22 protein-coding genes and 1 tRNA gene are annotated in these 22,216 nt (G+C 72.2%); 5 read left to right on the top strand and 18 right to left on the bottom strand.

Features of this window, described 5'->3' with window-relative positions; translation table 11 throughout:
- Positions 1–36 precede the first annotated feature (36 nt).
- Together ACIBCA_RS21480 and ACIBCA_RS21475 are read right to left on the bottom strand one after the other, a co-directional pair.
- Entirely contained in the window at positions 37–729 is a 693-nt protein-coding gene (locus ACIBCA_RS21480; RefSeq protein WP_396284541.1) for an MSMEG_4193 family putative phosphomutase, read from the bottom strand.
- A 29-nt stretch (positions 730–758) separates the two neighbouring features.
- Positions 759–1,805, bottom strand: coding sequence for an LLM class F420-dependent oxidoreductase (locus ACIBCA_RS21475; protein WP_396284540.1), 1,047 nt, complete (start codon positions 1,803–1,805; stop codon positions 759–761).
- Positions 1,806–2,077: 272 nt separating this feature from the next.
- Here ACIBCA_RS21475 and ACIBCA_RS21470 point away from each other — a divergent pair, with 272 nt between their 5' ends.
- The gene (locus ACIBCA_RS21470) at positions 2,078–3,058 is read left to right on the top strand and encodes an aldo/keto reductase (protein ID WP_396284539.1); all 981 of its coding nucleotides are present in this window, start codon (positions 2,078–2,080) and stop codon (positions 3,056–3,058) included.
- A gap of 47 nt (positions 3,059–3,105) precedes the next feature.
- Positions 3,106–5,274 (top strand): ATP-binding domain-containing protein, encoded by a 2,169-nt coding sequence (locus ACIBCA_RS21465; protein ID WP_396284538.1) that lies wholly within the window; start codon positions 3,106–3,108, stop codon positions 5,272–5,274.
- A gap of 108 nt (positions 5,275–5,382) precedes the next feature.
- Here ACIBCA_RS21465 and ACIBCA_RS21460 read toward each other — a convergent pair whose 3' ends face one another.
- Complete coding sequence (locus ACIBCA_RS21460; protein WP_396284537.1) at positions 5,383–5,982, bottom strand: hypothetical protein; 600 nt, start codon at positions 5,980–5,982, stop codon at positions 5,383–5,385.
- A gap of 333 nt (positions 5,983–6,315) precedes the next feature.
- On the opposite strand from ACIBCA_RS21460, the gene ACIBCA_RS21455 reads away from it, so the two are divergent.
- On the top strand, positions 6,316–6,522 hold the full coding sequence (locus ACIBCA_RS21455; protein WP_396284734.1) for a DUF5703 family protein: 207 nt from the start codon (positions 6,316–6,318) through the stop codon (positions 6,520–6,522).
- A gap of 97 nt (positions 6,523–6,619) precedes the next feature.
- On the opposite strand, the gene ACIBCA_RS21450 is transcribed toward ACIBCA_RS21455, so the two are convergent.
- The 3 genes from ACIBCA_RS21450 to ACIBCA_RS21440 form a co-directional block, all read right to left on the bottom strand.
- Complete coding sequence (locus tag ACIBCA_RS21450) at positions 6,620–7,471, bottom strand: chaplin (RefSeq protein ID WP_396284536.1); 852 nt, start codon at positions 7,469–7,471, stop codon at positions 6,620–6,622.
- A 334-nt stretch (positions 7,472–7,805) separates the two neighbouring features.
- Positions 7,806–8,048: a chaplin gene (locus ACIBCA_RS21445; protein WP_396284733.1), complete on the bottom strand. Its 243-nt coding sequence runs from the start codon at positions 8,046–8,048 to the stop codon at positions 7,806–7,808.
- A 295-nt stretch (positions 8,049–8,343) separates the two neighbouring features.
- The gene (locus ACIBCA_RS21440) at positions 8,344–9,675 is read right to left on the bottom strand and encodes a M20/M25/M40 family metallo-hydrolase (protein WP_396284535.1); all 1,332 of its coding nucleotides are present in this window, start codon (positions 9,673–9,675) and stop codon (positions 8,344–8,346) included.
- Between the two features lie 279 nt (positions 9,676–9,954).
- Between ACIBCA_RS21440 and ACIBCA_RS21435 the strand changes: the two genes are divergently transcribed.
- Positions 9,955–10,039, top strand: a tRNA-Leu gene (locus ACIBCA_RS21435).
- Positions 10,040–10,224: 185 nt separating this feature from the next.
- On the opposite strand, the gene ACIBCA_RS21430 is transcribed toward ACIBCA_RS21435, so the two are convergent.
- The 8 genes from ACIBCA_RS21430 to ACIBCA_RS21395 all read right to left on the bottom strand — a co-directional run bounded on the left by ACIBCA_RS21430 (position 10,225) and on the right by ACIBCA_RS21395 (position 17,422).
- Positions 10,225–11,577: a cytochrome P450 gene (locus tag ACIBCA_RS21430; protein ID WP_396284534.1), complete on the bottom strand. Its 1,353-nt coding sequence runs from the start codon at positions 11,575–11,577 to the stop codon at positions 10,225–10,227.
- A gap of 9 nt (positions 11,578–11,586) precedes the next feature.
- Positions 11,587–12,180, bottom strand: a complete 594-nt coding sequence (locus ACIBCA_RS21425) for an ATP/GTP-binding protein (RefSeq protein WP_031069223.1) — start codon at positions 12,178–12,180, stop codon at positions 11,587–11,589.
- Complete coding sequence (locus ACIBCA_RS21420; RefSeq protein WP_396284533.1) at positions 12,155–12,535, bottom strand: DUF742 domain-containing protein; 381 nt, start codon at positions 12,533–12,535, stop codon at positions 12,155–12,157. The genes ACIBCA_RS21425 and ACIBCA_RS21420 overlap by 26 nt, the downstream gene beginning before the upstream one ends.
- Entirely contained in the window at positions 12,532–12,933 is a 402-nt protein-coding gene (locus ACIBCA_RS21415) for a roadblock/LC7 domain-containing protein (RefSeq protein ID WP_396284532.1), read from the bottom strand. Before ACIBCA_RS21415 ends, ACIBCA_RS21420 begins: the two co-directional genes overlap by 4 nt.
- Positions 12,930–14,138 carry a sensor histidine kinase gene (locus ACIBCA_RS21410; RefSeq protein WP_396284531.1) on the bottom strand — a complete coding sequence of 403 codons (1,209 nt, stop codon included), beginning with the start codon at positions 14,136–14,138 and terminating at the stop codon, positions 12,930–12,932. Before ACIBCA_RS21410 ends, ACIBCA_RS21415 begins: the two co-directional genes overlap by 4 nt.
- Before the next feature lie 386 nt (positions 14,139–14,524).
- On the bottom strand, positions 14,525–15,235 hold the full coding sequence (locus ACIBCA_RS21405; protein ID WP_396284530.1) for a DUF2278 family protein: 711 nt from the start codon (positions 15,233–15,235) through the stop codon (positions 14,525–14,527).
- Between the two features lie 209 nt (positions 15,236–15,444).
- The gene (locus ACIBCA_RS21400; RefSeq protein WP_396284529.1) at positions 15,445–16,185 is read right to left on the bottom strand and encodes a TetR family transcriptional regulator; all 741 of its coding nucleotides are present in this window, start codon (positions 16,183–16,185) and stop codon (positions 15,445–15,447) included.
- A gap of 85 nt (positions 16,186–16,270) precedes the next feature.
- Entirely contained in the window at positions 16,271–17,422 is a 1,152-nt protein-coding gene (locus ACIBCA_RS21395) for an acyl-CoA dehydrogenase family protein (protein WP_396284528.1), read from the bottom strand.
- A 162-nt stretch (positions 17,423–17,584) separates the two neighbouring features.
- Between ACIBCA_RS21395 and ACIBCA_RS21390 the strand changes: the two genes are divergently transcribed.
- Complete coding sequence (locus tag ACIBCA_RS21390) at positions 17,585–18,019, top strand: zinc ribbon domain-containing protein (protein WP_396284527.1); 435 nt, start codon at positions 17,585–17,587, stop codon at positions 18,017–18,019.
- Positions 18,020–18,112: 93 nt separating this feature from the next.
- Here the strand turns inward: ACIBCA_RS21390 and ACIBCA_RS21385 are convergent, their stop codons facing one another.
- From ACIBCA_RS21385 to ACIBCA_RS21370, 4 genes are all read right to left on the bottom strand, one after another.
- Positions 18,113–19,075 carry an electron transfer flavoprotein subunit alpha/FixB family protein gene (locus ACIBCA_RS21385; RefSeq protein WP_396284526.1) on the bottom strand — a complete coding sequence of 321 codons (963 nt, stop codon included), beginning with the start codon at positions 19,073–19,075 and terminating at the stop codon, positions 18,113–18,115.
- A gap of 86 nt (positions 19,076–19,161) precedes the next feature.
- Positions 19,162–19,947, bottom strand: a complete 786-nt coding sequence (locus ACIBCA_RS21380) for an electron transfer flavoprotein subunit beta/FixA family protein (RefSeq protein WP_396284525.1) — start codon at positions 19,945–19,947, stop codon at positions 19,162–19,164.
- 351 nt (positions 19,948–20,298) lie between these two features.
- Positions 20,299–21,096 (bottom strand): family 1 encapsulin nanocompartment shell protein, encoded by a 798-nt coding sequence (locus ACIBCA_RS21375; RefSeq protein ID WP_396284523.1) that lies wholly within the window; start codon positions 21,094–21,096, stop codon positions 20,299–20,301.
- On the bottom strand, positions 21,093–22,112 hold the full coding sequence (locus ACIBCA_RS21370) for a Dyp-type peroxidase (protein ID WP_396284522.1): 1,020 nt from the start codon (positions 22,110–22,112) through the stop codon (positions 21,093–21,095). The genes ACIBCA_RS21375 and ACIBCA_RS21370 overlap by 4 nt, the downstream gene beginning before the upstream one ends.
- Positions 22,113–22,216 lie beyond the last annotated feature (104 nt).

Genomic DNA, 22,216 nt, shown 5'->3' with positions numbered 1-22,216 from the left:
GCTCAGGCCGTGCCACCGCTCGGGCGGTGCCACCGCTCAGGCCGTGCCACCGACCACGGCGTCGCCGGCCGGGGTGGCCGGGGCGGCGTGCGGCCGGGGGGCCAGGGAGGAGAGGTCGCCGGTGTCGCCCATCCTCAGCACGAAGGGCCGCTGCGGGGTGTAGCGGATCGCGGTGACGGAGCAGGGCTCGACGCTGATCCGCTGGAAGTGGTCCAGGTGCAGGCCCAGCGCGTCCGCGACCACGGCCTTGATCACGTCCCCGTGCGAGCAGGCGAGCCAGACCGCGTCCTCGCCGTGCTCGGCGGCGATCTTCGTGTTCCACTCGCGCACCGCGTCCACCGTGCGGTGGCTCAGTTCGCGCAGCGACTCCCCGCCGGGGAAGGCCGCCGCCGAGGCGTGGTCCTGGACGGTGCGCCAGAGCGGCTCCTTGGCCAGCTCGGCCAGCGGACGGCCCGTCCACTCGCCGTAGTGGCACTCCCCCAGCCGCTCGTCCGCGGCGGGCCGGCCCAGCTCGGGCCGGGCCGCCACCAGCGGGTCCAGGGTCTGCCGGCAGCGCTCCAGCGGGCTGCTCACGGCCCGCACCAGCGGGATGCCGGCCAGCCGCCCGGCCAGCGCCGCGGCCTGGGCCCGCCCGGTGTCGTCCAGGTCCACCCCGGGCGTCCAACCGGCCAGGATCCCGGCGGTGTTGGCGGTCGAGCGGCCGTGGCGGACGAGCAGCAAGGTGGGCATGGGTCTCAGCCTACGGCCCGAGGTGATCGCTACGCGAGGCCCGCGCGCTCCAGCGCCTCGACGCCCGTACGCAGCGCCAGGACGCGCTCCTCCAGGGTGAAGCCGGACGGGGCGAGGGTCAGCGTGGTCACGCCCGCGTCCGCGTACGCCTGCATGCGGTCGGCGATGCGGGCGGTGTCGCCGATGAGGGAGGTGGCGTCGATCAGGTCGTGCGGGACGGCGGCCGCGGCGCCCGCGTAGTCCTTGGCCAGGTACTTCTCCTGGATCTCGTCGGCGGCCTGCTCGTAGCCCATCCGGCGGGTGAGCTGGTTGTAGAAGTTCTTCTCCTTGCTGCCCATGCCGCCGATGTACAGCGCCGCGTAGGAGCGCAGCCCGTCGACGGCGGCCTCGACGTCCTCGCCGACGGCGATGTTCACGGTCGGGCAGAGGTCGAAGCCCTCCAGCGACTTCCCCGCCTTGGCGCGGCCGGCGGTCAGGGCGTCGAGGGAGAGGGAGGCGTGCTCGGGCGAGAAGAAGATGCCGAGCCAGCCGTCGGCGATCTCGCCGGTCAGCTCCAGGTTCTTGGGGCCGATCGCGGCGATGTACAGCGGGATGTGCTCGCGCACCGGGTGCACCGTCAGCTTGATCGGCTTGCCGGGGCCGCCGGGCAGCGGCAGCGTCCAGTTGGCACCCTCGTGCACCAGGCGCTCGCGGGACATCGCCTTGCGGATGATCTCCACGTACTCGCGGGTGCGGGCCAGCGGCTTGTCGAAGCGCACGCCGTACCAGCCCTCGGAGACCTGCGGGCCGGAGACGCCCAGGCCCAGGCGGAAGCGGCCGCCGGAGAGGGTGTCCAGGGTCGCGGCCGTCATCGCGGTCATGGCCGGGGTGCGGGCGGGGATCTGGAAGATGGCCGAGCCGACGTCGATCCGCTCGGTCTTCGCGGCGACGAAGCTGAGCACCGTCGCGGCGTCCGAGCCGTACGCCTCCGCCGCCCAGCAGACCGAGTAGCCCAGGCGGTCCGCCTCCTGGGCCACGGCGATGTTGTCGGCGTCCATGCCGAGTCCCCAGTAGCCGAGGTTGATACCGAGTCGCATCTGCCGCACCTTCCGGTGGATAGGAGTTGCCGCGAGCGTAGCCCCGCCTGCGGCGGCGATGCTACCGACGAGTAGGGGTGGCGTGGGTCACAGGGGGCACCGGGATCGTCCCACGGGTCCTGCGGGTCGGCACCCCTGCCCGGGCACCGGCCGCTACGCTCAGCCGACGTGGGGAGCGCACTCCTTACCTGCGCGTTTACAGGGGCCACCTGCGCGTTCACAGGGCTACCGGGGTCCTCCCCCGGCGCCACCGGCCAGTGGAGGACCGTCCGTTGGAACAGCGTCACCTCGGCCGCACGGGCCTGCGGGTCTCCCGGCTCGGCCTCGGCACCATGACCTGGGGCCGCGACACCGACGAGCACCAGGCCGCCGAGCAGCTCAAGGAGTTCGTCGACGCCGGCGGCAACCTCGTCGACACCGCCGACGTGTACGCCGACGGCGGCGCCGAGTACCTGATCTCCCGCCTCACCGACAGCCTCGTCCCCCGCTCCGAACTCGTCATCGCCACCAAGGCCGGCAGCGTCCCCGAGTCCGCCCGCCGCTTCAACGGCTCGCGCGGCCACCTCCTCGCCGCCCTCGACGCCTCGCTGCGCCGCCTCGGCACCGACTACGTCGACCTGTGGCAGATCCACTCCTTCGACCCGGCCACCCCCGTCGAGGAGACCCTCAGCGCCCTCGACATCGCCGTCTCCTCCGGCCGCGCCCGCTACGTCGGCGTCTGCGACTTCAGCGGCTGGCAGCTCGCCCGGGCCGCCACCTGGCAGCGCGCCCACCACGGACGGGTGCCGCTGGCCGGGGCGCAGCTGGAGTACTCGCTGGTGCAGCGCGGCATCGAACGCGAGGCGCTGCCCGCCGCCCGGGACGCCGGGATCGGGCTGCTGGCCGGCTCGCCGCTCGGGCGCGGGGTGCTGACCGGCAAGTACCGCCACGGCGTGCCCCAGGACTCGCGCGGCGCCTCGCCCTACCTCTCCGGATTCGTGCAGCCCTACCTCGGGGAGCGCTCGCGGCGGATCGTCGACGCCGTCGCCACCGCCGCCGACGGGCTGGCGAGCAGCCCCCTGGCCGTCGCCCTCGCCTGGGTCCGCGACCGCCCCGGCGTGGCGAGCGCCCTGATCGGGGCCCGTACGGTGACCCAGCTGCAGGCGGCGCTGTCGGTGGAGGCGCTTACGCTTCCGGATGAGATCCGCGGCGCGCTGGACGACATCTCGTCCCCGGTGCACCGCTACCCGGACCAGGGCTGGAGCGAGCTCTAGGTCCTTTCTTGACGAGCACGTGGAGTGACCCTTTGGAGCGGACGACGATGACTGAGACGGGCGGCGGCACTCCGGGGGACGCCGAGAAGGCGGCCAAGGTCGCGCAGCTGGCGGCGCAGATCCGGGGGATGGCGCCGTTCAAGAAGGCGGGCACACCCCCGCCGGTCGTCCTTCCCGACCCTGACCCGACGACGGGCCCGACGGCCGGGCCGGAGGCCGAGGAGGCAGCCGAGACCGGCGCAGCCGCCGAGGAAACCGCCGAAGCCGTCGAGAGCAAGGTGCCGGCCCAGGCCCCCGCCCCGGCCGCGCCCCGGCCGGCCGCGCCCCGGCCGGCCGCACCCGCCCCGGCCCGGGCCGCCGCGCCCGCCCCGGTGGACGCCGGCACGCTCCGGGCCGTCGCCGAGGTGCTGGCCGCCGGCGGCGCCCCCGCCGACCTCGCGGCGCCCGCCGTGGCCGCCCTCGGCGGCGACGCCGCCGAGCTGCTGCGCGAGGACCCGTGGGCGGTGCTCGGCCTGCCCGGCGTCCGCCCGGAGCACGCCGACGGCTTCGCCCGGGGCCTGCTCGGCGCCGAGGCCCGGCCCGAGGACCCCCGCCGCGCCCACGCGCTGGTGCTGTGGCTGCTGAGCCAGGCGTCCCTGCGTGGGGACTCGGCCCTGGAGCTGGACCAGGTGACGGCCGAACTCGGCCGCCACCGCGTGCCCGACCCGGCCGCGGCGATCGGGGCCGCCATGGAGGACGGGCAGGTGCTGCCCTTCCAGGAGGTGCTGCCCGGCGCCGAGGGGCGCAGCGCGCAGAGCGACGAGGACGAGGAGGAGGCGCCGACCCGGACCCTGCTCGCGCTGGAGGGGCTGGCGATGGCGGAGGACAGCCTCGCCGAGAAGCTGCTCCAGCTGATGGCCACCTTCGTCCCGGGCGAGGACGCGGGAGACGGCACGGAAGACGGCACGGGAGACGACACGGGAGAGGGCGCTGCTGAGGACGCGGCCGAGGACGCCGCCGAGGAGTCGGCCACCGCCCCCGGCCCCGCCGCCTGGGAGGCCGCCGCCGAGGCCGCGCCCTCCTCCTCCGCCAAGGCCCTGGTGCGGGCCGTCGCCGACGCCCCCCTGGTGCTGCACACCGGCGGCGAGGCCGCCCGCGCCGAACCGGCCGCCCTGCTCGCCGCCGCCACACGCCTCGGCCTGCGCGCCTGCGCCGCCACCTGGACGGACCAGGGCCGCGACTCCTTCGCCGCCCTCGTCGGCCCGGACACCTCCGCCCTCGCCCCCGTCCTCACCCTCGCCGAGCTGCTCTCCGGCACCGCCGGCCCCGGCCGCGCCTCGGACGGCACCCTGGCGCTGGACCTCCTGGTCGTCCTGGACGCGCCGCTGCTGGACGTCGAACTGGCCGCCACCGTCCTGGAGTCGCTCGCCGACGGCACCCGGCTCGTCCTCAGCGGGGACCCTGGCCAGCTCTGGTCCCCCGGCCCCGGCCGGTTCTTCGCCGACCTGCTCGCCGCCAAGGTCTGCCCCGCCGTCGCCTCCCGCACCCCGGACTTCGGCCCGATCGGCGAACTGGTCTCCGGCGTCGGCATCGGCGAGCTGCAGCCCGTCGAGGCGCCGGACAAGGAGGTGGTCATCCTGACCGCCAAGGACGGCGGCGAGGCCGTCCACCGCGCGATCCAGCTGCTCACCGACTCCATCCCGCGCGCCCTCGGCATCCCCGCCGAGCAGGTGGTGCTGATCACCCCCGGCCACGGCGGGCCGGGCGGCACCCGTGCCCTCAACGCCGCCGCCAAGGCCCGCCTCAACCCGGGCCCGGGCCGCTTCGGCGGCTTCGACCCCGGCGACCGCGTGGTCGACTCCCCCGCACCCGGCCTCGTCCGCCCCGCCCGGGTGCTGGACGGCGACGCGACGGGCCTGCACCTGGAGTACGCGGACGGCTCCCGCCGCACCCTCCCGCCCGCCGAGGCCGGCCGGCTTCGGCACGGCTGGGCGCTGACGGTCCACCAGGCGCTCGGCCGCCGCTGGCCGGGCGTGGTGGTCGTGCTGCCCGAGGACGCCGGGCCGGCGCTCACCCGGCAGTGGGTGTACACGGCCTTCGGCCGGGGCGAGCGGCACCTGTCGGTCGTGCACGCGGCGGGCCCGGCGCTCGCCCAGGCCGTCGCCGAGCGCCCGGCGCAACCGCGCACCACCCGTCTGCGGGCGATCCTCGCCGAGAACGCGGCCGAGGCGGAGTAGCGAAGCCGTAGCGCAGCCGGCGAAGCCGTACGAACGGCGACGGGCGGGCCCACTGTCGTGTGGGCCCGCCCGTGCCGTTCCGCCTCTCGCCAGGCGGGGCTCAGTGGTTCAGTCGTCGGGGTCCTCGTCGTCGTAGACCTCACTGACGTCGAACCGGCAGATCAGCAGCCGCGGATCGGCGTGCTCGAAAGGCTCCGGCAGCCACTCCCCCGGATCGGTCGGCTCGGCCGCCGCGACCCAGAGCGTGGAGTCCGCCTCCTCGAGGCCGAACTCCTCGCTGCGGGCGGCGATCTCGTCCGGCTCGTACTCGCCGAACAGCACGCCGATCGCGGCGTTGACCCCGCCGACGCCGCCCGGGGTGAGCGAGTCGTCGAGCCGCTCCGCCTGGGCGCGCAGCCGCGTGGGGTCGGCCACGTGGTAGTCGCGGCGGATCAGCACGCTGATCGCCTCGGGCTGTTCGGGGCCGTGGTAGCCACCCGGCCCCTCGTCCCCGGGGATCTCGAAGGGAGTGACCTCGTCGTAGACCTCGTAGAGGATCTGGTCGTAGGCGATGGCCGCCGTCGCGAGCTGCTCGTAGGCGGCGGACACAGCGGGATCATCCGCTGCGCTGGGGCTTGACACCGCTTCCAGATGACGGTCGATGGCGGCCTTGACCGCCTCGGCGGCGGCGCGTACCTCGGCAATGGTGGGCTGCGCGGCATCAGACATGGTGCAGACGCTATCTCCCCTCGGCGTCGGCACGCACAGCGGTTGTCACCTACGCCCCGGATTTCACCGCAACTTCCCCCCTGATGTCCGATCCGCGCCGTTCTGTCCCCGCGCCCCACGGGCGCGAGGGGCGCGTGGGGGCCGTCCGGGTGCGGCTACGCGCGCCGGGATCGGGGTATCCCCTCCACGGAGGCAACAGAACTGATGCACTGTCAGACCAGGGGCCGGAACCGCGCCCTCCCCCTGGTGGGAGGACGACCGGAAATACCCGGGCCGACTGTCCGAGGCACGCCGTAAGGTTGCGTGCAGCCGATCCCCAGGAGGAGCGTCTTGATCCCAGCGAAGCCGGTCCGGCAGCCGGAGTACGAGTACCAGTCCCTGCGCATGCCGCGCGGCACCACCCGCAACGCGGCGCGCCAACTGCTCACCGAGCACGCCGAGTACGGGCACTGGGAGCTCGACCGGCTGCGGCTGTTCCCGGACGGCAGCCGGACGGTCCGGCTCAAGCGCAGGATCATCCGGCAGATCCGCAGCTGGTGACGGACGCGGCTCGGCCCCGAACGTCCGAACACCCGAGGCCGCCCGTTCGACGGGCGGCCTCGGGTGTTTCGCTTCCTCGGCGCTGCCGCGCCGGGGCTCAGCGGGCGCCGGCGCGGGAGCGGCGGTAGAGCACGCCGCCGCCGAGCAGCAGGGCGAGCCCGGCGGCGCCGAGCAGTTCCACGTCGCCGGCGCCGGTGGAGGCCAGTTGGCTGCCGGGCGCGGCGGCCTGGGCGGCGGAGGTGCGGGCGGAGGCCGGCACGGCCTGGGTGCCGGTGCCGGTGGCCGCACCGGTGGCCGGGGTGGCCGGAGTGGAGGGTGCGGCGGGCGTGGCGCCCTCGGACGGGCCGCCGTTGCGCCCGCTGCCCGGGGTGGTGTCGCCGGGCGGCGGGGTGTGGTGGTCGTCGGGGCAGTCGTCGCTCGGCTTCGGGGCGGGCGCGGGCGGCGCGACGTTGCCGCAGGAGTTGCCGAAGGCCGGGTTGGCGGCGCCGGCCGCGTCCACGGAGTTGCCGCAGACGTTGACCGGGATGTGCACCGGGGCCTGGACGCTGTTGCCGGAGAGCACGCCGGGCGAACCGGCCGCGGTGCCGGAGGCGGAGGAGCCGGCGGTGGTGCCCCGGTTGCCGCCGGTGCCGGATCCGGCGGTGCCCGTACCGCTCTGGCCGCCGTGGCCGCCCTGGCCCGGCTGCGGGGCCGCGTGGCGGGCGCCGCTCGCGTTGGCGCAGCGGTTGGCGAAGGCCGGGTTGAGTGCGCCGATCACGTCGACGGTGTTGCCGCAGGCGTTGACCGGCACCTCGACCGGCACCTGGACCGAGTTCCCGGAGGCGACGCCCGGCGAACCGGCCGCCGTCCCCTGGGCCTCGGCACCTGCGTAGGCGTAGCCGGCGGTCGAGGCCAGCACACTGCCGGTGGCCACGGCCGTGAGGATGCCCTTCTTGGCTACATTCCTCATGTTTTCCCCTGACGTTTCGAGACGACGTGGTGACCTTGCCGCGGGCTTTCTCCGCGCACGATGGCGCCGGTACCCGATCGGTTGACATGACCTGTCGGAAAGTCGGAATTTCCGTATATCCGGAAATCACCCAAGGCCTTCGACTGCACAGGAGTTAACGACAGGCCAACGGTGAGGTTGAGCCGAATGAAGCGTCTTCACCCGATCGAGGGACAGCCGCGAGGTTTCCACCCCCGGACGTTTTTACCCGGGCACGCGAAAGCCCCCGGGCGGCGCGTCCGCCGCCCGGGGGCCGGGTGAGTCCTCAACGGGCCGCGACGGCCCGGAGGTCGACTCAGAAGTTGGCGCAGTGGTTGCCGAACGCCGGGTTCAGCACGCCGATCACGCTGACGGTGTTGCCGCACAGGTTCACCGGGATGTGCACCGGGATCTGGACCTGGTTGCCGGACACGACGCCCGGGGAACCGGCCGCGACACCCTCGGCACCGGCGCCGCCGTGAGCGGACGCCACGCCGGCGGCGGCGACTACGAGACCACCGGTGGCGGCGGCGACGGCGGCGATCTTCTTGACCTTCATCATTCCTCCTGTATGGACAACGCAACCCGTTCGGCGGGCTGCACAGGGATGAACGACGCTGCGGCGAACGGGGTACGGAACATCTGTGCCGTTCACTCTCAACGGTGATCGTTCGCACGGATGACCGGCGCGGAATTCCAAGGAGAATCGTTTCTGTTGATCTCTTATCGCCCGTCCCACAATCATGCGCTCCGACAATGCGAACGGCCCGCTCCCGGAGTTCCGGAAGCGGGCCGACCCAGTCACCTGATCAGCAGGCCCAACAAGCCCGGCAGGCCAAGCAGGCCCGGCAGGCTCAGCAGGCGTCGATGAAGCGGTCCAGCACCCGGACGCCGAACTTGAGCCCGTCCACCGGCACCCGCTCGTCCACGCCGTGGAACATCCCCGCGAAGTCCAGCTCCGGCGGCAGCTGCAGCGGCGCGAAGCCGAAGCAGCGGATGCCGAGGTCCTGGAAGGACTTGGCGTCCGTCCCGCCCGACAGGCAGTACGGCACCGCGCGGGCGATCGGGTCCTCCGCGCGCAGCGCGGTCTGCATCGCCTCGACCAGCGCGCCGTCGAAGTCCGTCTCGATCGCCTTGTCCGTGTGCAGGCTCTCGCGCTTCACGCGCGGGCCCAGCACGCTGTCCAGCTCGGCGAGGAACTCCTCCTCGTAGCCGGGCAGGAAGCGCCCGTCCACGTGGGCGGTGGCCTGACCGGGGATCACGTTCACCTTGTAGCCGGCGCCGAGCATGGTCGGCTGGGCGGTGTTGCGGAACGTGGTGCCGATCATCTTGGCGATGCCGCCGAGGACCCGGACCACCTCGTCCATGTCCTCCGGGTCCAGCCGGTAGCCGAGCACGTCCGACAGCTCGTCCAGGAAGGCCCGCACGCTGGGGGTGATCCGCAGCGGGAACTTGTGGCGGCCCAGACGGGCGACGGCCTCGCACAGCTCGGTGATCGCGTTGTCGTCGTTGGCCATCGAGCCGTGCCCGGCGCGGCCCTCGACCGTCAGGCGCATCCAGTGCATGCCCTTCTCGGCCGTCTCCACCAGGTAGAACCGGGCCTGGTCGTTGACGGTGAAGGAGAAGCCGCCGACCTCGCCGATGCCCTCGGTCACGCCCTCGAACAGCTCCGGGTGCTTGTCCACCAGGAATCGGGCGCCGTAGGTGCCGCCGGCCTCCTCGTCCGCGAGGAAGGCGAGCACCAGGTCGCGCGGGGGCTTGCGGCCGGTGCGCAGCCGGTCGCGGACGACCGCGAGGGTCATCGCGTCCATGTCCTTCATGTCGACCGCGCCGCGGCCCCAGACGCAGCCGTCGGCGATCTCGCCGCCGAAGGGGTCGTACGTCCAGTCCGCCGCGTTGGCCGGCACCACGTCGGTGTGGCCGTGGATGAGCAGGCCCGGGCGGGAGCGGTCCTCGCCCTCGATCCGGACCACGGTCGAGGCCCGGCCCTTGGCCGACTCGAAGATCTGCGGCTCGATGCCGAACTCCGCGAGCTGCTCCGCCACGTACTCCGCGGCCTTGCGCTCGCCCGGGCCGGAGCCGTCGCCGTAGTTGCTGGTGTCGATCCGGATCAGGTCGCGACAGATCTCGGCGACCTCTGACTCCGCCGTAACCTTCGGCGCCGCCGACTCGCTCCGCTCGCTCACGGTCACTCCTCGTCTTGGGCCCGCACCGACGCACCAGTGCGCCACCCCCAGGACCTGCACCCGGGCCGTACGAGCACGTCCGCCCATCCTCCCCCAGCCCCCGCCCCGGTTCCACCCCCTTCGCCCTGGCCGAAACCCGCTGGTCACACCGCCGCCACAGCCCCGGGGCCGGTCACCGGCTGTTCGCGGAACCGTTTTGGGAGCTCAAGCCGATCTTTGCTACAGTTACATCTGTCAGCGCGGCCGACGAGAGATCGGAAGCCGTGAGGGCGACACCCCGTCCGGGTGGCGGAATGGCAGACGCGCTAGCTTGAGGTGCTAGTGCCCTTTATCGGGCGTGGGGGTTCAAGTCCCCCCTCGGACACCGCAGAAGCGGGCCAGGAGATTCTCTCCTGGCCCGCTTTTCCTTTTCGCCCGCCGTTTCCCGCCCGTCCGGCCACCCCCTTCGAGTCGCGGGCCTTCAGGCCGACGGCCCGGCGCAGCGGCCGCGGCCGACCCGCCACGAAGCCGTCCGGCCTCCGCGACTCGAGGGGGTGAATCCGCCGGCCGCTATTTGGCCAGCCAGGACAGGAACGAGCTCCACAGTCCTGTGCGCTCCACCTTGCGGGGCGATGACTGGGCCTCCTCGCGGGCGGGAGCCTCCTGCCGGGACTTCGACGCGGCCGAGCCACGCACGGTCTCGACCGGGGTGAAGCGCGTGGGCAGCGCCGTCAGCGACCGACTGAACGGGCCGGGGCGCCAGGTGAGGCTGTCCGAGGGGACGGCGAGCTCGACGTCCGGCAGTTGGTTGAGCAGGTTCTCGATCGCCGTCACGGTGATGTGCCGGGCGGGTTCCCTGGACGGGCAGGCGTGCGGGCCCGCGCTGAAGGACAGGTGCGCCCGGTTGCTGCCGGATTGCCGCGCCGCGGCGAGCGTCCGGTCGTTGTTGGCGGCCGCGATGCTGACCATCACCAGGTCGCCGGCCTTGAGCTTCGTCCCCGCGAACTCCATGTCGGTCGCGGCGTAGTGCGGGAGGAAGTTCGTCAGCGGCGGGTTGCCCCACAGCGTGTCGTCCAGGGCGTCCGAGATCAGGCCGCCCTTGTGGGCGTACTGGTCGTGGGTGAGCAGCCGGTGCAGGGTGTTGCCGAGCAGGTTGCGCAGCGGCTCGGCCCCCGGGCCGATCACCACCGCCAGCTGGTAGACCATCTCCTCGTCGGAGAGCCCGGCCTCGTGCTTCATCAGCCAGGAGGCGACGTCGTCACCCGGCTTGGCCCGCTTGAGGGCCACCAGGTCCGCCGTGGCCTGGAACAGGACCTCGACCGCCTTGCCGGCGTTGATGCCGTCGAACATGCCGGAGATGCCGAACAGGATCCGGTCGCCGATGTCCGCGGGGCAGCCGAAGAGTTCGGTGAAGACGAACAGCGGCAGCTGCTTGGCGTACTCGCCCACCAGGTCGGCGGAGCCGCGCGAGCCGAACTGGGCGATCAGGTAGTCGGAGATCTGCTGGGTGCGCTGGGTCAGGCGGCGGGAGTCCACCTTGGCGAGGCTGTCGGTGATCGCCTGGCGCAGTCGCAGGTGCTCGACACCGTCGCTGAACAGCGCGTTGGGCCGGTAGGCCAGCAGCGGCAGGACCGGGCTGTCCGCGGGGATGTGCCCTTCCTTGAGTGCCCGCCAGCGACGCGCGTCCTTGCGGAAGGAGGTCGGGTCCTGCAGCATCTGCAGCGCCGCACTGTGGTCCGTGACGAGGGTCGCCTCTACGCCGGGCGCGAGTTCGACGGGCGTGGTCGCGCCGAACTGCCGCATGTAGTCGTAGTAGGCGTGCGGGTCGGCCGCGAACTCCGGCCCGTACAGCGGTATTCGGGCGCCGGTTCCGTGGGCGGGGCACCCGGGCGGGGGCACAAGTGCGGTGGACTCAGCGTCCATGTTCTGCTCCTAGTTGGCACGGTCCAGCAGATGACGGACCAGTGTGATCAATGCGTCGGCCGAGGACTTCTCGTCCCGGGCGTCGCACGTGACGACGGGGGTGTCGTCCAGGAGGTCCAGGGCGTCGCGAAGCGCCGCCTCCTCGTAGACCGGGGTGCCGTCGAAGCGGTTCACCGCGATCGCGTAGTCGAGCCCGTACTGCTCGATCAGGTCGATCACGGCGAAGGAGTCCGCCAGGCGGTCCGGGTCGACGAGCACCAGGGCTCCGAGGGCGCCGCGCGCCATGTCCTCCCACATCTGCACGAAACGCAGCTGCCCCGGCGTTCCGAACAGGTAGAGGACGACGCGGTCGCTGAGGGTCAGCCGGCCGAAGTCCATGGCGACGGTGGTGGTGGTCTTGCCCTTGACGCCCTTGAGGTCGTCGACGGACTCGCCGGCCCGGGTCATCCGCTCCTCGGTGGAGAGCGGGGTGATCTCGGAGATCGAGCCGATGAACGTGGTCTTGCCCACCGCGAAGTGCCCGACCACGAGGATCTTCACCGCGGTCTGGGTCGCGCCGCCGCGGACGTACGCCCGCTCATCCAAACTTGGCTTGGAGACCATTCAGCACCTCCTCAAGGATTCGCGCGTCCACGAGGGAGGCACGCTCGACTGGCGGCCGGACGATGACGAACCCGCCCTCGGTCAGTCCCGAGAGGAGGATCCGCACCACCCCCAGGGGCAACCTGGTGTGCCCCGCGAGTTCGGCCACGGTGAGGTAGCCGGCCTCGCATAACTGGAGGAGGCCCTGCTCCTCGGGGGTCAGCCGGCGGCTCGGGCGCTGCTGCTGCGCGTCCGAGACCGTGACCAGGCTGATCAGGGAGAGCTGTTCGTCGTCCGGCAGACCCCGGCCCTTGGTGATGACGTACGAGCGCACCAAGGGCGGGGTGTCGGGGGTCTGTTCCCCGGGACTCGTCACTGGAACGCGCCGAGGTTCTCGCGCGGGGGCGCCATCAGCGCCTTGCCGAGCTGGCCGACCAGCTGCTGCATCCGGAAGGTGATGTCGGCCATGTCGACGTCCGGGGAGGCGGAGACCCCGAGGTAGGCGCCCTCGCCGGCGGAGATCAGGAAGACCCAGCCGCCGTCGAACTCCACCAGGGTCTGGCGCCACTGGTGCTGGGCGCCGTTGCAGAAGAAGGCCAGCGAGCGGCTCAGCGACTGCACGCCGCTCATGCCTGCGGCGACCCGGTCGGCGTCGTCCTTGTGGAAGTCCTTGGTCCGGGCCATCAGCAGGCCGTCCGCGGATATCAGGACGGCGTGCAGGGCGCCGGGGATCTCCAAGGCGCTGTCAAGCATCCATGACAGATCGTTGTTCACGGGACCTCATGTCCTTCACTGCTCACAGCAGGGGCACTGCTGTTCGTCGGTTCCCCGCCGCCCTGGCCGTTGGTGGCGCGGCCGGACTGGGTGCCCCGCTGGAAGGCGCCCATGATCGCGGCCGTCTCGGCACCGGTACGGGGACCGGCGTCGACGCGGGGGGTGGCACCGGTCGAGGTCGTCGCGCCCGCAGTCGGCACGACGGACATCGGGCGCTTGCGGCGCCGCTTGGGCAGGCCGTCCGGGCCCACGCCGACGCTCGCCGCCGGGGCGGGCTCGAAGCCGTTCCAGCCGGACTCGGCGGCGGCCGCGGGGGCGGCCGGCGACGCGGGCTTGTACTCCGGCATCGCGGTGAGGAGCTCGTGGGGCAGGAGGAGGACGGCGCGGACGCCGCCGTAGGGCGAGGAGGAGTCCACGGAGACCTCGAAGCCGAAACGCTCGCACAGGACGCCGACGACGGCGAATCCGAACTGCGGCGGATTCCCGAGTGCGGAGACGCCGGAAACCCTTTCGCTCGTCAGGAGCTTTTCCGCGCGGGTGCGTTCCTCGTCGTTCATGCCGATACCGGCGTCGTCGACGACGATGCAGATGCCCTTGGGAACCGTGCGGATGTTGATTTCCACGACGGTGTCGGGGCTGGAATAGCTGGTGGCGTTGTCGAGGAGTTCGGCGAGCGCGAGCGCCACCGGTTCGACGGCGCGGCTGGTGATGCCGAAGTCGACCTGGGAGAGGATCTCCACCCGCTTGAAGTGGCGCACGCGGCCCTGGGCGCTGCGGACCACGTCGTAGATGGAGGCGACCTCGCGCTGGCGGCCGAGCCAGCCGTCGCACAGGACGGCGATGGACTGCGCACGGCGTCCGAACTGGGAGTTCGTGTGGTCGATCTCCAGGAGGTCCTCGAGGATCAGCGAGTCGCCGTACTTGGTCTGCAGCCGGGAGAGGATCAACTGCTGCTCGGCGGCGAGGCCCTGGAGCGTGCGCATGGCGGACTTGAGGACGGTCTTCGTCTCCTCGTCGGCGCGCTCGTGGGCGGCTTCCACGGACTGGGAGAAGTCGTTCTCCAGTTTCGTGTAGTGGCTTCTGAGTCCCTCGTAATCCTGCCGGGCCGCCGCCGCTGTTCTGCGCTGTCGGAGGATCACGGCTATGGCGCCGGCAAGAACGATGAGGAGAGCCCAGAGGACTGGGTTCTGTAGGGAAAGCGTCATAGGACTCTCTTCAGGAGACTGGCAGCCAGCTGCTGAATTACCGTCGATTCGGGGGTGGTTCGGCGGACCGTCCGGACCGGGGTCACCACCGGACCGTCCCTGCGACCATGGGTCTCGCGCCTGCCTACCCCCCGGCAAGCGCCGTGATCATATCATCGGATGAAAAGCCTCTTGACGTCCCGCCAGACCCTGGTACGGCCTTGACGGCGATTCAGTTCGTCGCTCAACGATCTGCCTCGCCGTGGCCGACGGGACCCTATCCGACCAGAACATGACAGTCGAGGCAAACGCCCTGCTCCTGTCATCGAGGTGAACGTGCCGTGTACCCCCCGGGGTTCGACCGGGGGGCGTACGGGTTCGGTCGAGGGCGCGGACCGGGGCGCGCGTCAGTGCCGGTGAGGGGAAGGACGCGGAGTACCCGGCTGCTGCGGGACGGACGACCGCAGGGCGTGCCCGGTGCGGTCGTCGGTGTGCCAGGACTGGGACTGGAAGGCGAGGAAGATCGCGGCCCAGCGGTTCTCCGCGGGCAGGTGGATCAGCAGACCGCCGTCCTGGTAGACCCCGTCGTCCGTGGTGAAGCGGCCGCTGTTGCCCTGGTTCATGTGGACGTCGTGCACGCCGTTGCCCGGCAGGAAGCCGAACACCTTGTCCGGGACACCGGGTTCGGGCCCGAAGCGCTGGCCGAGGACGTACAGGGCGGCCGAGCCGTCGGCGATCGCCTGCTGGACGTAGCGGTCGAGCAGGTCGGCCAGGTCGTTGTCCGGGCCCGGGGCGTCGGGCGGCAGGACGTGCATCGCCCCCTGGTCGAACAGGTGCCCCCGGACGAAGTCCAGGCTCGCCGCGCCCGGGTGGGAGGGCAGCGCCGTCCAGCCGCTGCCGGCGGGCGGGAGCAGGGAGGTGACGGGGTGGCGGAAGTCCTCGGACGCGAAGTAGCGCAGGTCCGACGGGGCCTGCTGGGAGAGGACGTTGACGGCCGCCCGGTAGTCGGTGCCCTCCTGGTCGCGCAGGTGGATCTGGTAGTGCGGGGTGTCGGTGGCGCCCTCGCGGCGCCGGTCGACGGCGGTGCCGGCGAGCACCCCGTAGTCCTTGATCGGCATGGGTTGGGGTTCCTCGGTTGCTCGACGACCGGGCACCGGAGGGGCCGCCCGGTCAGGGGTGCCTCCGTTATGGCGTACCCGCCGCGCGAACTCGCGGAGAATCGACGGATGTTCACTTTCCGTCCCCCATAAGGGTTTTCGGCGCACACGACGTTGACGTGATCGCCATGCCCTCTTTCCCCGCCGGTGCCCGAAGAGCCTCCGAGGGGTCAGTTGCCGCCGAGGGCGCTCTCGATGCCCTGGACCATCCGCCACAGCGGGGCCTTGCGGCTGGCGACCAGCACCACGACCTCGTCCTCGGGCTCCTCGCCCGGGCGGGCGGCGCCCCGATCGGCCGGGCGGTCGCTCCAGGTGGCGGTGACGAAGGCCATCGCCGCGTCCACCTCGGCCACCCAGTCGCTCTCCCCGCCCGAGCGCAGCCAGGTGCGCAGGGCGTGGTTGTGCGCGGCGACCACGGCGGCGGCGATGACGTCGGCGCGCAGCGGGCCGTCGGGGCGGGCGGCGAAGCGGCCGCGCAGATAGGCGGCGAGGGTGTGCTCGTAGCGCCAGACCACCGACAGCTCGTACGCCCGCAGGCCGGGGACCTTGCGGGTGAGGCGGTAGCGCTGGACGGAGAAGGAGGGCTGCTCGGCGTACATCCGCAGCACCAGGCGGGCCGCGTCGCAGGCGTGCTTGACCGGGTCCTCCTCGCCGGTGCCGGAGTCGAGGAACTCGGTCATCTCGGCGAGGCTGCGCTCGTGGTCGGGGAAGACCACGTCCTCCTTCGCCGGGAAGTAGCGGAAGAAGGAACGGCGGCCGACGCCGGCGAGGGAGACGATGTCGTCGACGGTCGTCTGCTCGAAGCCGCGTTCCAGGAAGAGCTCGAAGGCCGCGGCCACCAGCGCCTCGCGCATGGCCGGCTTGGAGGGCCCGTCGTTCATGGCCTGGTCCTGCTCTTCCTTCTCGCTCATTCTGGGGAACCTAACACCGCCGTGCGGTGCGACCTCGATCGGCCGGGCCGGTGTGCCCGGGCCCGGCCGACCGAGGGGGCTGCCGTTACGGGAGGTTGCGGGCCATGACGATGCGCTGGACCTGGTTGGTGCCCTCGTAGATCTGCGTGATCTTCGCATCGCGCATCATCCGCTCCACCGGGTAGTCCCGCGTGTAGCCGTACCCGCCCAGCAGCTGCACCGCGTCCGTGGTGATCTCCATCGCCGCGTCCGACGCGTAGCACTTCGCCGCCGCACCGAAGAACGTCAGGTCACCGTCACCGCGCTGCGACTTCGCCGCGGCGGCGTAGGTCAGCTGACGGGCCGCCTCCAGCTTCATCGCCATGTCCGCCAGCATGAACTGCACACCCTGGAACTCCGCGATGGCCTTGCCGAACTGGCGGCGCTCCTTCACGTACCCCTTCGCGTAGTCCAGCGCGCCCTGGGCGATGCCGACGGCCTGGGCGGCGATCGTCACCCGGGTGTGGTCCAGCGTCTTCATCGCCGTGGCGAACCCCGTGCCCTCCGCACCGATCATCCGGTCCGCCGGAATACGCACGTCGTCGAAGTACACCTCACGCGTCGGCGAGCCCTTGATCCCCAGCTTCCTCTCCGGCGCACCGAACGACACCCCCTCGTCGCCCTTCTCCACCACGAACGCCGAGATGCCCTTCGAACGCAGCTCCGGGTCGGTCACCGCCATGACGGTGTAGAACTCCGACACCCCGGCGTTGGTGATCCAGCGCTTCACCCCGTTCAGCACCCAGAAGTCGCCGTCCCGCACCGCGCGGGTCTTCATCCCCGCCGCGTCCGAACCCGCCTCCGGCTCCGACAGGCAGTACGAGAACATCCCCTCACCCCGGGCCAGCGCCCCCAGGTACTTCGCCTTCAGCTCCTCCGAACCCGACAGCTGCACCGGCAGCGAGCCCAGCTTGTTCACCGCCGGGATCAGCGAGGACGACGCGCACACCCGCGCGACCTCCTCGATCACGATCACCGTCGCCAGCGCGTCCGCCCCCGCACCCCCGTACTCCTCCGGCACGTGCACCGCATGCAGGTCATTGCCCTGCAGAGCGTCCAGCGCCTCCTGCGGGAACCGCCCCTGCTCGTCCACCTCCGCCGCGAACGGAGCGATCTTCGCCTCGGCCAGCGAACGCACCGCCTCACGGAGCATCTCGTGCTCCTCGGAGACACGGAAGAGATCGAACTCCTGGCTCATGGTCGCCACTCCTGTTTCACGACGGTACTCAGTACCCTTCATTATGCACGCGCGCAGCAAAAAGGGAACTCAGTGCCTTCACATGGCGGCACTGAGTTCCCTATCCTCTGTTCTGCCGAACTTCTGCCGAACGCTCCGGTCCGAACGCAGGGAGATGACAGCGTGCTCCACCCCACCATCGACACCGACAGCCCGAACGCCACGCTGTACTTCCAGCGCTGCGCCTGGTGCGCCAACCCCACCTTCCAGCGGCTGCTGTGCCCCACCTGCGGCTCCACCGACCTGGAGCTGGAGCCGAGCGAGGGGACGGGCGTCGTACGGCGCTGCGAGGTCGAGCAGGCCCGCACCCCGCTGGTCCGTCAGAAGTCGCTGATCCGGATGGCGGAGGGCTTCGACGTCTGGTGCATCGTGGACGGGCTGCGCAGCACCGTGCCGGTCGGCACCCGGGTGCGGCTGCTCCCCTCCCCCGAGGGCGACCAGCCGGAGCTGCGGCTGCTGCCGATGGAGGAGCCGCCGCACCCGCTGGACGCCGAGCCGCGCCCGCTGCCGCCGTCCCGGGGCGGGTTCACCCAGCACCTGGCGGCCTTCGCCGAGTAGGGGCGCGGCGCGCCGGCCACGGACACGGATGTGGAAGGAGGGCGTGGCACCCGGGGTACCGGGTGCCACGCCCTCCTTCGGCGTGCTGCGGGATCAGCCCTTGCGGGAGTTGACCTCGGCGGTCAGCTGCGGCAGGACCTCGAAGAGGTCGCCGACGACGCCGTAGTCGGCGAGCTCGAAGATCGGGGCCTCGGGGTCCTTGTTGACGGCCACGATGGTCTTCGAGGTCTGCATGCCGGCGCGGTGCTGGATGGCACCGGAGATGCCGTTGGCCACGTAGAGCTGCGGGGAGACCTGCTTGCCGGTCTGGCCGACCTGGCTGGTGTGCGGGTACCAGCCGGCGTCGACGGCGGCGCGCGAGGCGCCGACGGCCGCGCCGAGCGCGTCCGCGAGCTCCTCGACGACGCCGAAGCCCGCGGCCTCACCGACGCCACGGCCGCCGGAGACCACGATCGCGGCCTCGGTCAGCTCGGGGCGGCCGGAGGAGACGCGCGGGGTGCGCGAGGTGACCTTGGCGGCGTTGCCGGTGAACTCCACCGACACGTTCTCCACCGCGCCGGCGGCCGGGGCGGCCTCGGGGGCGACGGAGTTCGGCTTGACCGTGATGACCGGCACGCCGTTGCTGACGCGCGAGTCGACGGTGTAGGAGGCGGCGAAGACGGACTGGGTGGCCACCGGGCCCTGGTCGCCGGCGCGCAGGTCCACGGCGTCGGTGATGATGCCCGAGCCGAGGCGCAGCGCCACGCGGGCGGCGACCTCCTTGCCCTCGCCGGAGGAGGTGACCAGGACGGCCGCCACCTCGCCGGCCTTGGCGATCTGGGCCAGGGCGTCGACCTTGGGGACGACCAGCTGGTCGGTGAACTCGGCGCCGTCGGCGACGTACACCTTGGCGGCGCCGAACTCGCCGGCCTTGGCGGCGATGTCGGCGGCCGCGGCGCCCGCGCCGAGGACGACGGCGGACGGCTCGCCGATGCGGCGGGCCAGGGTCAGCAGCTCCAGGGCCGGCTTGCGGACCACACCGTCGGCGTGGTCCACCAGCACGAGAATCTCAGCCATTGTCAGAAGTCTCCGTGTTTCGCGTTTCGCAGGATCGCGGGATCGCAGGGCCGCAGGGCCTCAGCAGGGTCGAGGGGGAAGTCGGACTAGATGAACTTCTGGTCGGCGAGGTAGGCCGCGAGCTGCTTGCCGCCCTCGCCCTCGTCCTTGACGACCGTGCCCGCGGTACGCGCCGGGCGGGCCGCCACCGACTCCACCGCCGTCCAGGACCCCGACAGACCGACCTCGTCCGCCTCGATGCCCAGATCGTCCAGGTCCAGCTCCTGCACCGGCTTCTTCTTCGCCGCCATGATCCCCTTGAAGGAGGGGTAGCGGGCCTCGCCCGACTGGTCCGTCACCGAGACCACCGCCGGCAGCGACGCCTCGACCAGCTCGGTCGCCGCGTCCCCGTCACGGCGGCCCTTCACCACACCGCCCTCGACCGACACCTCCGACAGCAGCGTCAGCTGCGGCACGCCCAGACGCTCCGCCAGCAGCGCCGGCAGCACACCCATCGTGCCGTCCGTCGACGCCATGCCACCGATCACCAGGTCGAACCCGGTCTTCTCGATCGCCTTCGCCAGCACCGCCGACGTGCCGATCACGTCGGTGCCGTGGATGTCCTCGTCGTTGACGTGCACGGCCTTGTCCGCACCCATCGACAGCGCCTTGCGCAGCGCGTCCTTCGCGTCGTCCGGGCCCACCGTCAGGACCGTCACCTCGGCGCCCTCGTTCGCCTCCGCGATCCGCAGCGCCTGCTCCACGCCGTACTCGTCCAGCTCCGACAGCAGGCCGTCCACGCCCTCCCGGTCGGTGGTGTGGTCGTCCGAGAAACGACGGTCACCCGTCGCGTCCGGCACGTACTTCACGCAGACGACGATCCTCAAGCTCATGAGCGGTCTCTCCTGTCCCGGGTGCGCGGGTGCACTGATCCTCGGCCTCGCGTCGAGACCAGGGTACTGAGTGCCAGCCCTGGGCTCTCGTCGACTGGTGTCAGAGGCCCCATCAAGAGGATACGGCACTCAGTACCCCCCGTAAAGGAACTCAGTACCCTTCCCGCCGTCAAGGCTGCATCGTGCACGGACGAAGCTTTCAGGCCATGGCTGAGGTCCCTCTGTCGCCCCACCGTGCGGCTCTGCTAGAAACGCCGGTGGCGACGCGCCGCGCCGCCGTCCGGTCGTCATCGAGAGGGGGAACAGCGATGAGTCGCAAGGACACCGCCTGGGCCTAGCCCGTGAGCGCGACTAGCCCGTGAGCGCGACGGCCGCCTCTCCCGTGTACACGCGGAACGTGAGGGACTCCTGCAGGTACAGCCGCACGGAGTCGGTGTCATGGGAGAGGTAACCGAGCGAGACGTCCTGGCCGAGGAAGAGCTCGAAGTCGCCGCCCCGGGTGGAGAGCAGGAAGGCGCCCTCGACGGCCGGGGCCCAGATGATGTCGCCGTCCAGCAGCCGGGCCAGGTGGTTGTGGACGGGGTAGCCGTGGTCGCTGGTCTCGTTGACAGCGGTGAAGGCCGCCGCGCCGAGCAGCAGCGAGTACGGGCCGCCGACCCCGGCCAGGCGCAGCGCCGTCAGGGCGCGGCTGACGGCCTCGGGGTACTCGCGCACGTCCCCCGGCAGCTGCACCGGCGGGTTGGCGGCGGCCGCCCGGATGCCCTCGACGGAGGCGGCGGCGTAGCCCTCGAAGACGGCGTGGTCCTCGGCGGAGGCGAGGGTGCGGGCGGCGTCCTTGACGGGCTGCCAGTCGGAGTCCCGGGAGCCGCGTTCGACGTCGTCGACGGCCGCGCGGGAGACGGTGAAGGGCACCCGCAGTTCGACCACCGGCCGGGAGTCGCGGGCCCGGGCCCGGACGCCGTCGACCGGTGCCTCGATGTCGCTGAGGTGGCCGGTGCCGACGGCGGCGAGGGTGGCGCCCTCGGGGCCGTGCAGGTCCACGACCCGGCGGCCGGCGATGTGCAGCCGGAAGGTCTGGCGGGCCTCCTCCTCGATCTCCTCCCAGGCGGCGGCGGAGACGGGGGCGAGGTCGCGGTGCAGGTTGTTCACGGGCGCGGTCCTGTCTGCTTGAGGCTGCCGATGCCGAGCGAGCCGTCCCCGGCGGCCTGCGCCGTCGGGGCTTCGGGGGCGGGCGGCGGGGCGTCGAGGAGGTCGGCGGTCGGGACGAAGAACAGGGAGCCGGTGACGGCGGTGGAGAAGTCGAGCAGCCGGTCCGTGGTGCCGGGCGGGCGGCCGACGAACATGTTGGCCAGCATCTCCTCGGTCACCGCGGGGTCGGCGGCGTAGCCGATGAAGTAGGTGCCGTACTCGCCGCCGTGCTCGAAGGAGCCGAAGGGCATGTTGAAGCGGACGATCTCCCGGGACTCCCCGTCCGGTCCGGTCAGCGAGGTCAGGGCGACGTGCGAGTCGGCGGGCTTGGCGTCGTCGTCGAACTCGATGTCGTCGAGCTTGGTGCGCCCGACCGCCCGCTCCTGCTCGTCGACGCCGATGCCGTTCCACTTGGCGAGGTCGTGCAGGTACTTCTGCACGATGACGTAGCTGCCGCCCGCGAAGCCCGGGTCCTCCTCCCCCACCACGACGGCGCGCACGGCGTCGGCGCCCTCGGGGTTCTCGGTGCCGTCGACGAAGCCGAGGAGGTCGCGGTCGTCGAAGTACTTGAAGCCCTGGACGGAGTCGACGACGGTGGCGGCGCCGGCCAGGCGGTCGGTGATGCGGGTGGCCAGCTCGAAGCAGAGGTCCATCCGCCCGGCGCGCAGGTGCAGCAGCAGGTCGCCCGGGGTGGCCGGGGCGCGGTGGCCGGTGCCGGCCACCTCCTGGAAGGGGTGCAGGCCCGCGGGCCTGGGGCCGGCGAAGAGGCGGTCCCAGGCGTCCGAGCCGATGCCGGTGACGCAGGTGAGACCGCCCTCGGGGGCGCGGGAACCGATGGCGCGGCGCAGCCCGGCGAGGTCGGGGAGCAGCTCGCGGACGGCCTGTTCGCCGCCTGGGTCGATCGTGAGGACGAGGAAGACGGCCGCGCCGGTGAGCGGGGAGAGGACGGACTGGGGAACCGGCACCGGTCTGGTCATGGGACCGATTACACCGCAGAGCGGAGGATTCGGCGCGGGCGGCGCAGGAGTGGCCGGCCCTGCCGGGGCCGTCCCCGGCACAGGGGCGGGCGGCCCTGTCACGG

This window comes from Kitasatospora sp. NPDC051170 (assembly GCF_044455705.1).
GTDB lineage: Bacteria > Actinomycetota > Actinomycetes > Streptomycetales > Streptomycetaceae > Kitasatospora.
Note: the sequence above shows the minus strand (reverse complement) of the source record. Positions and strands in the feature narration are given on the sequence as shown.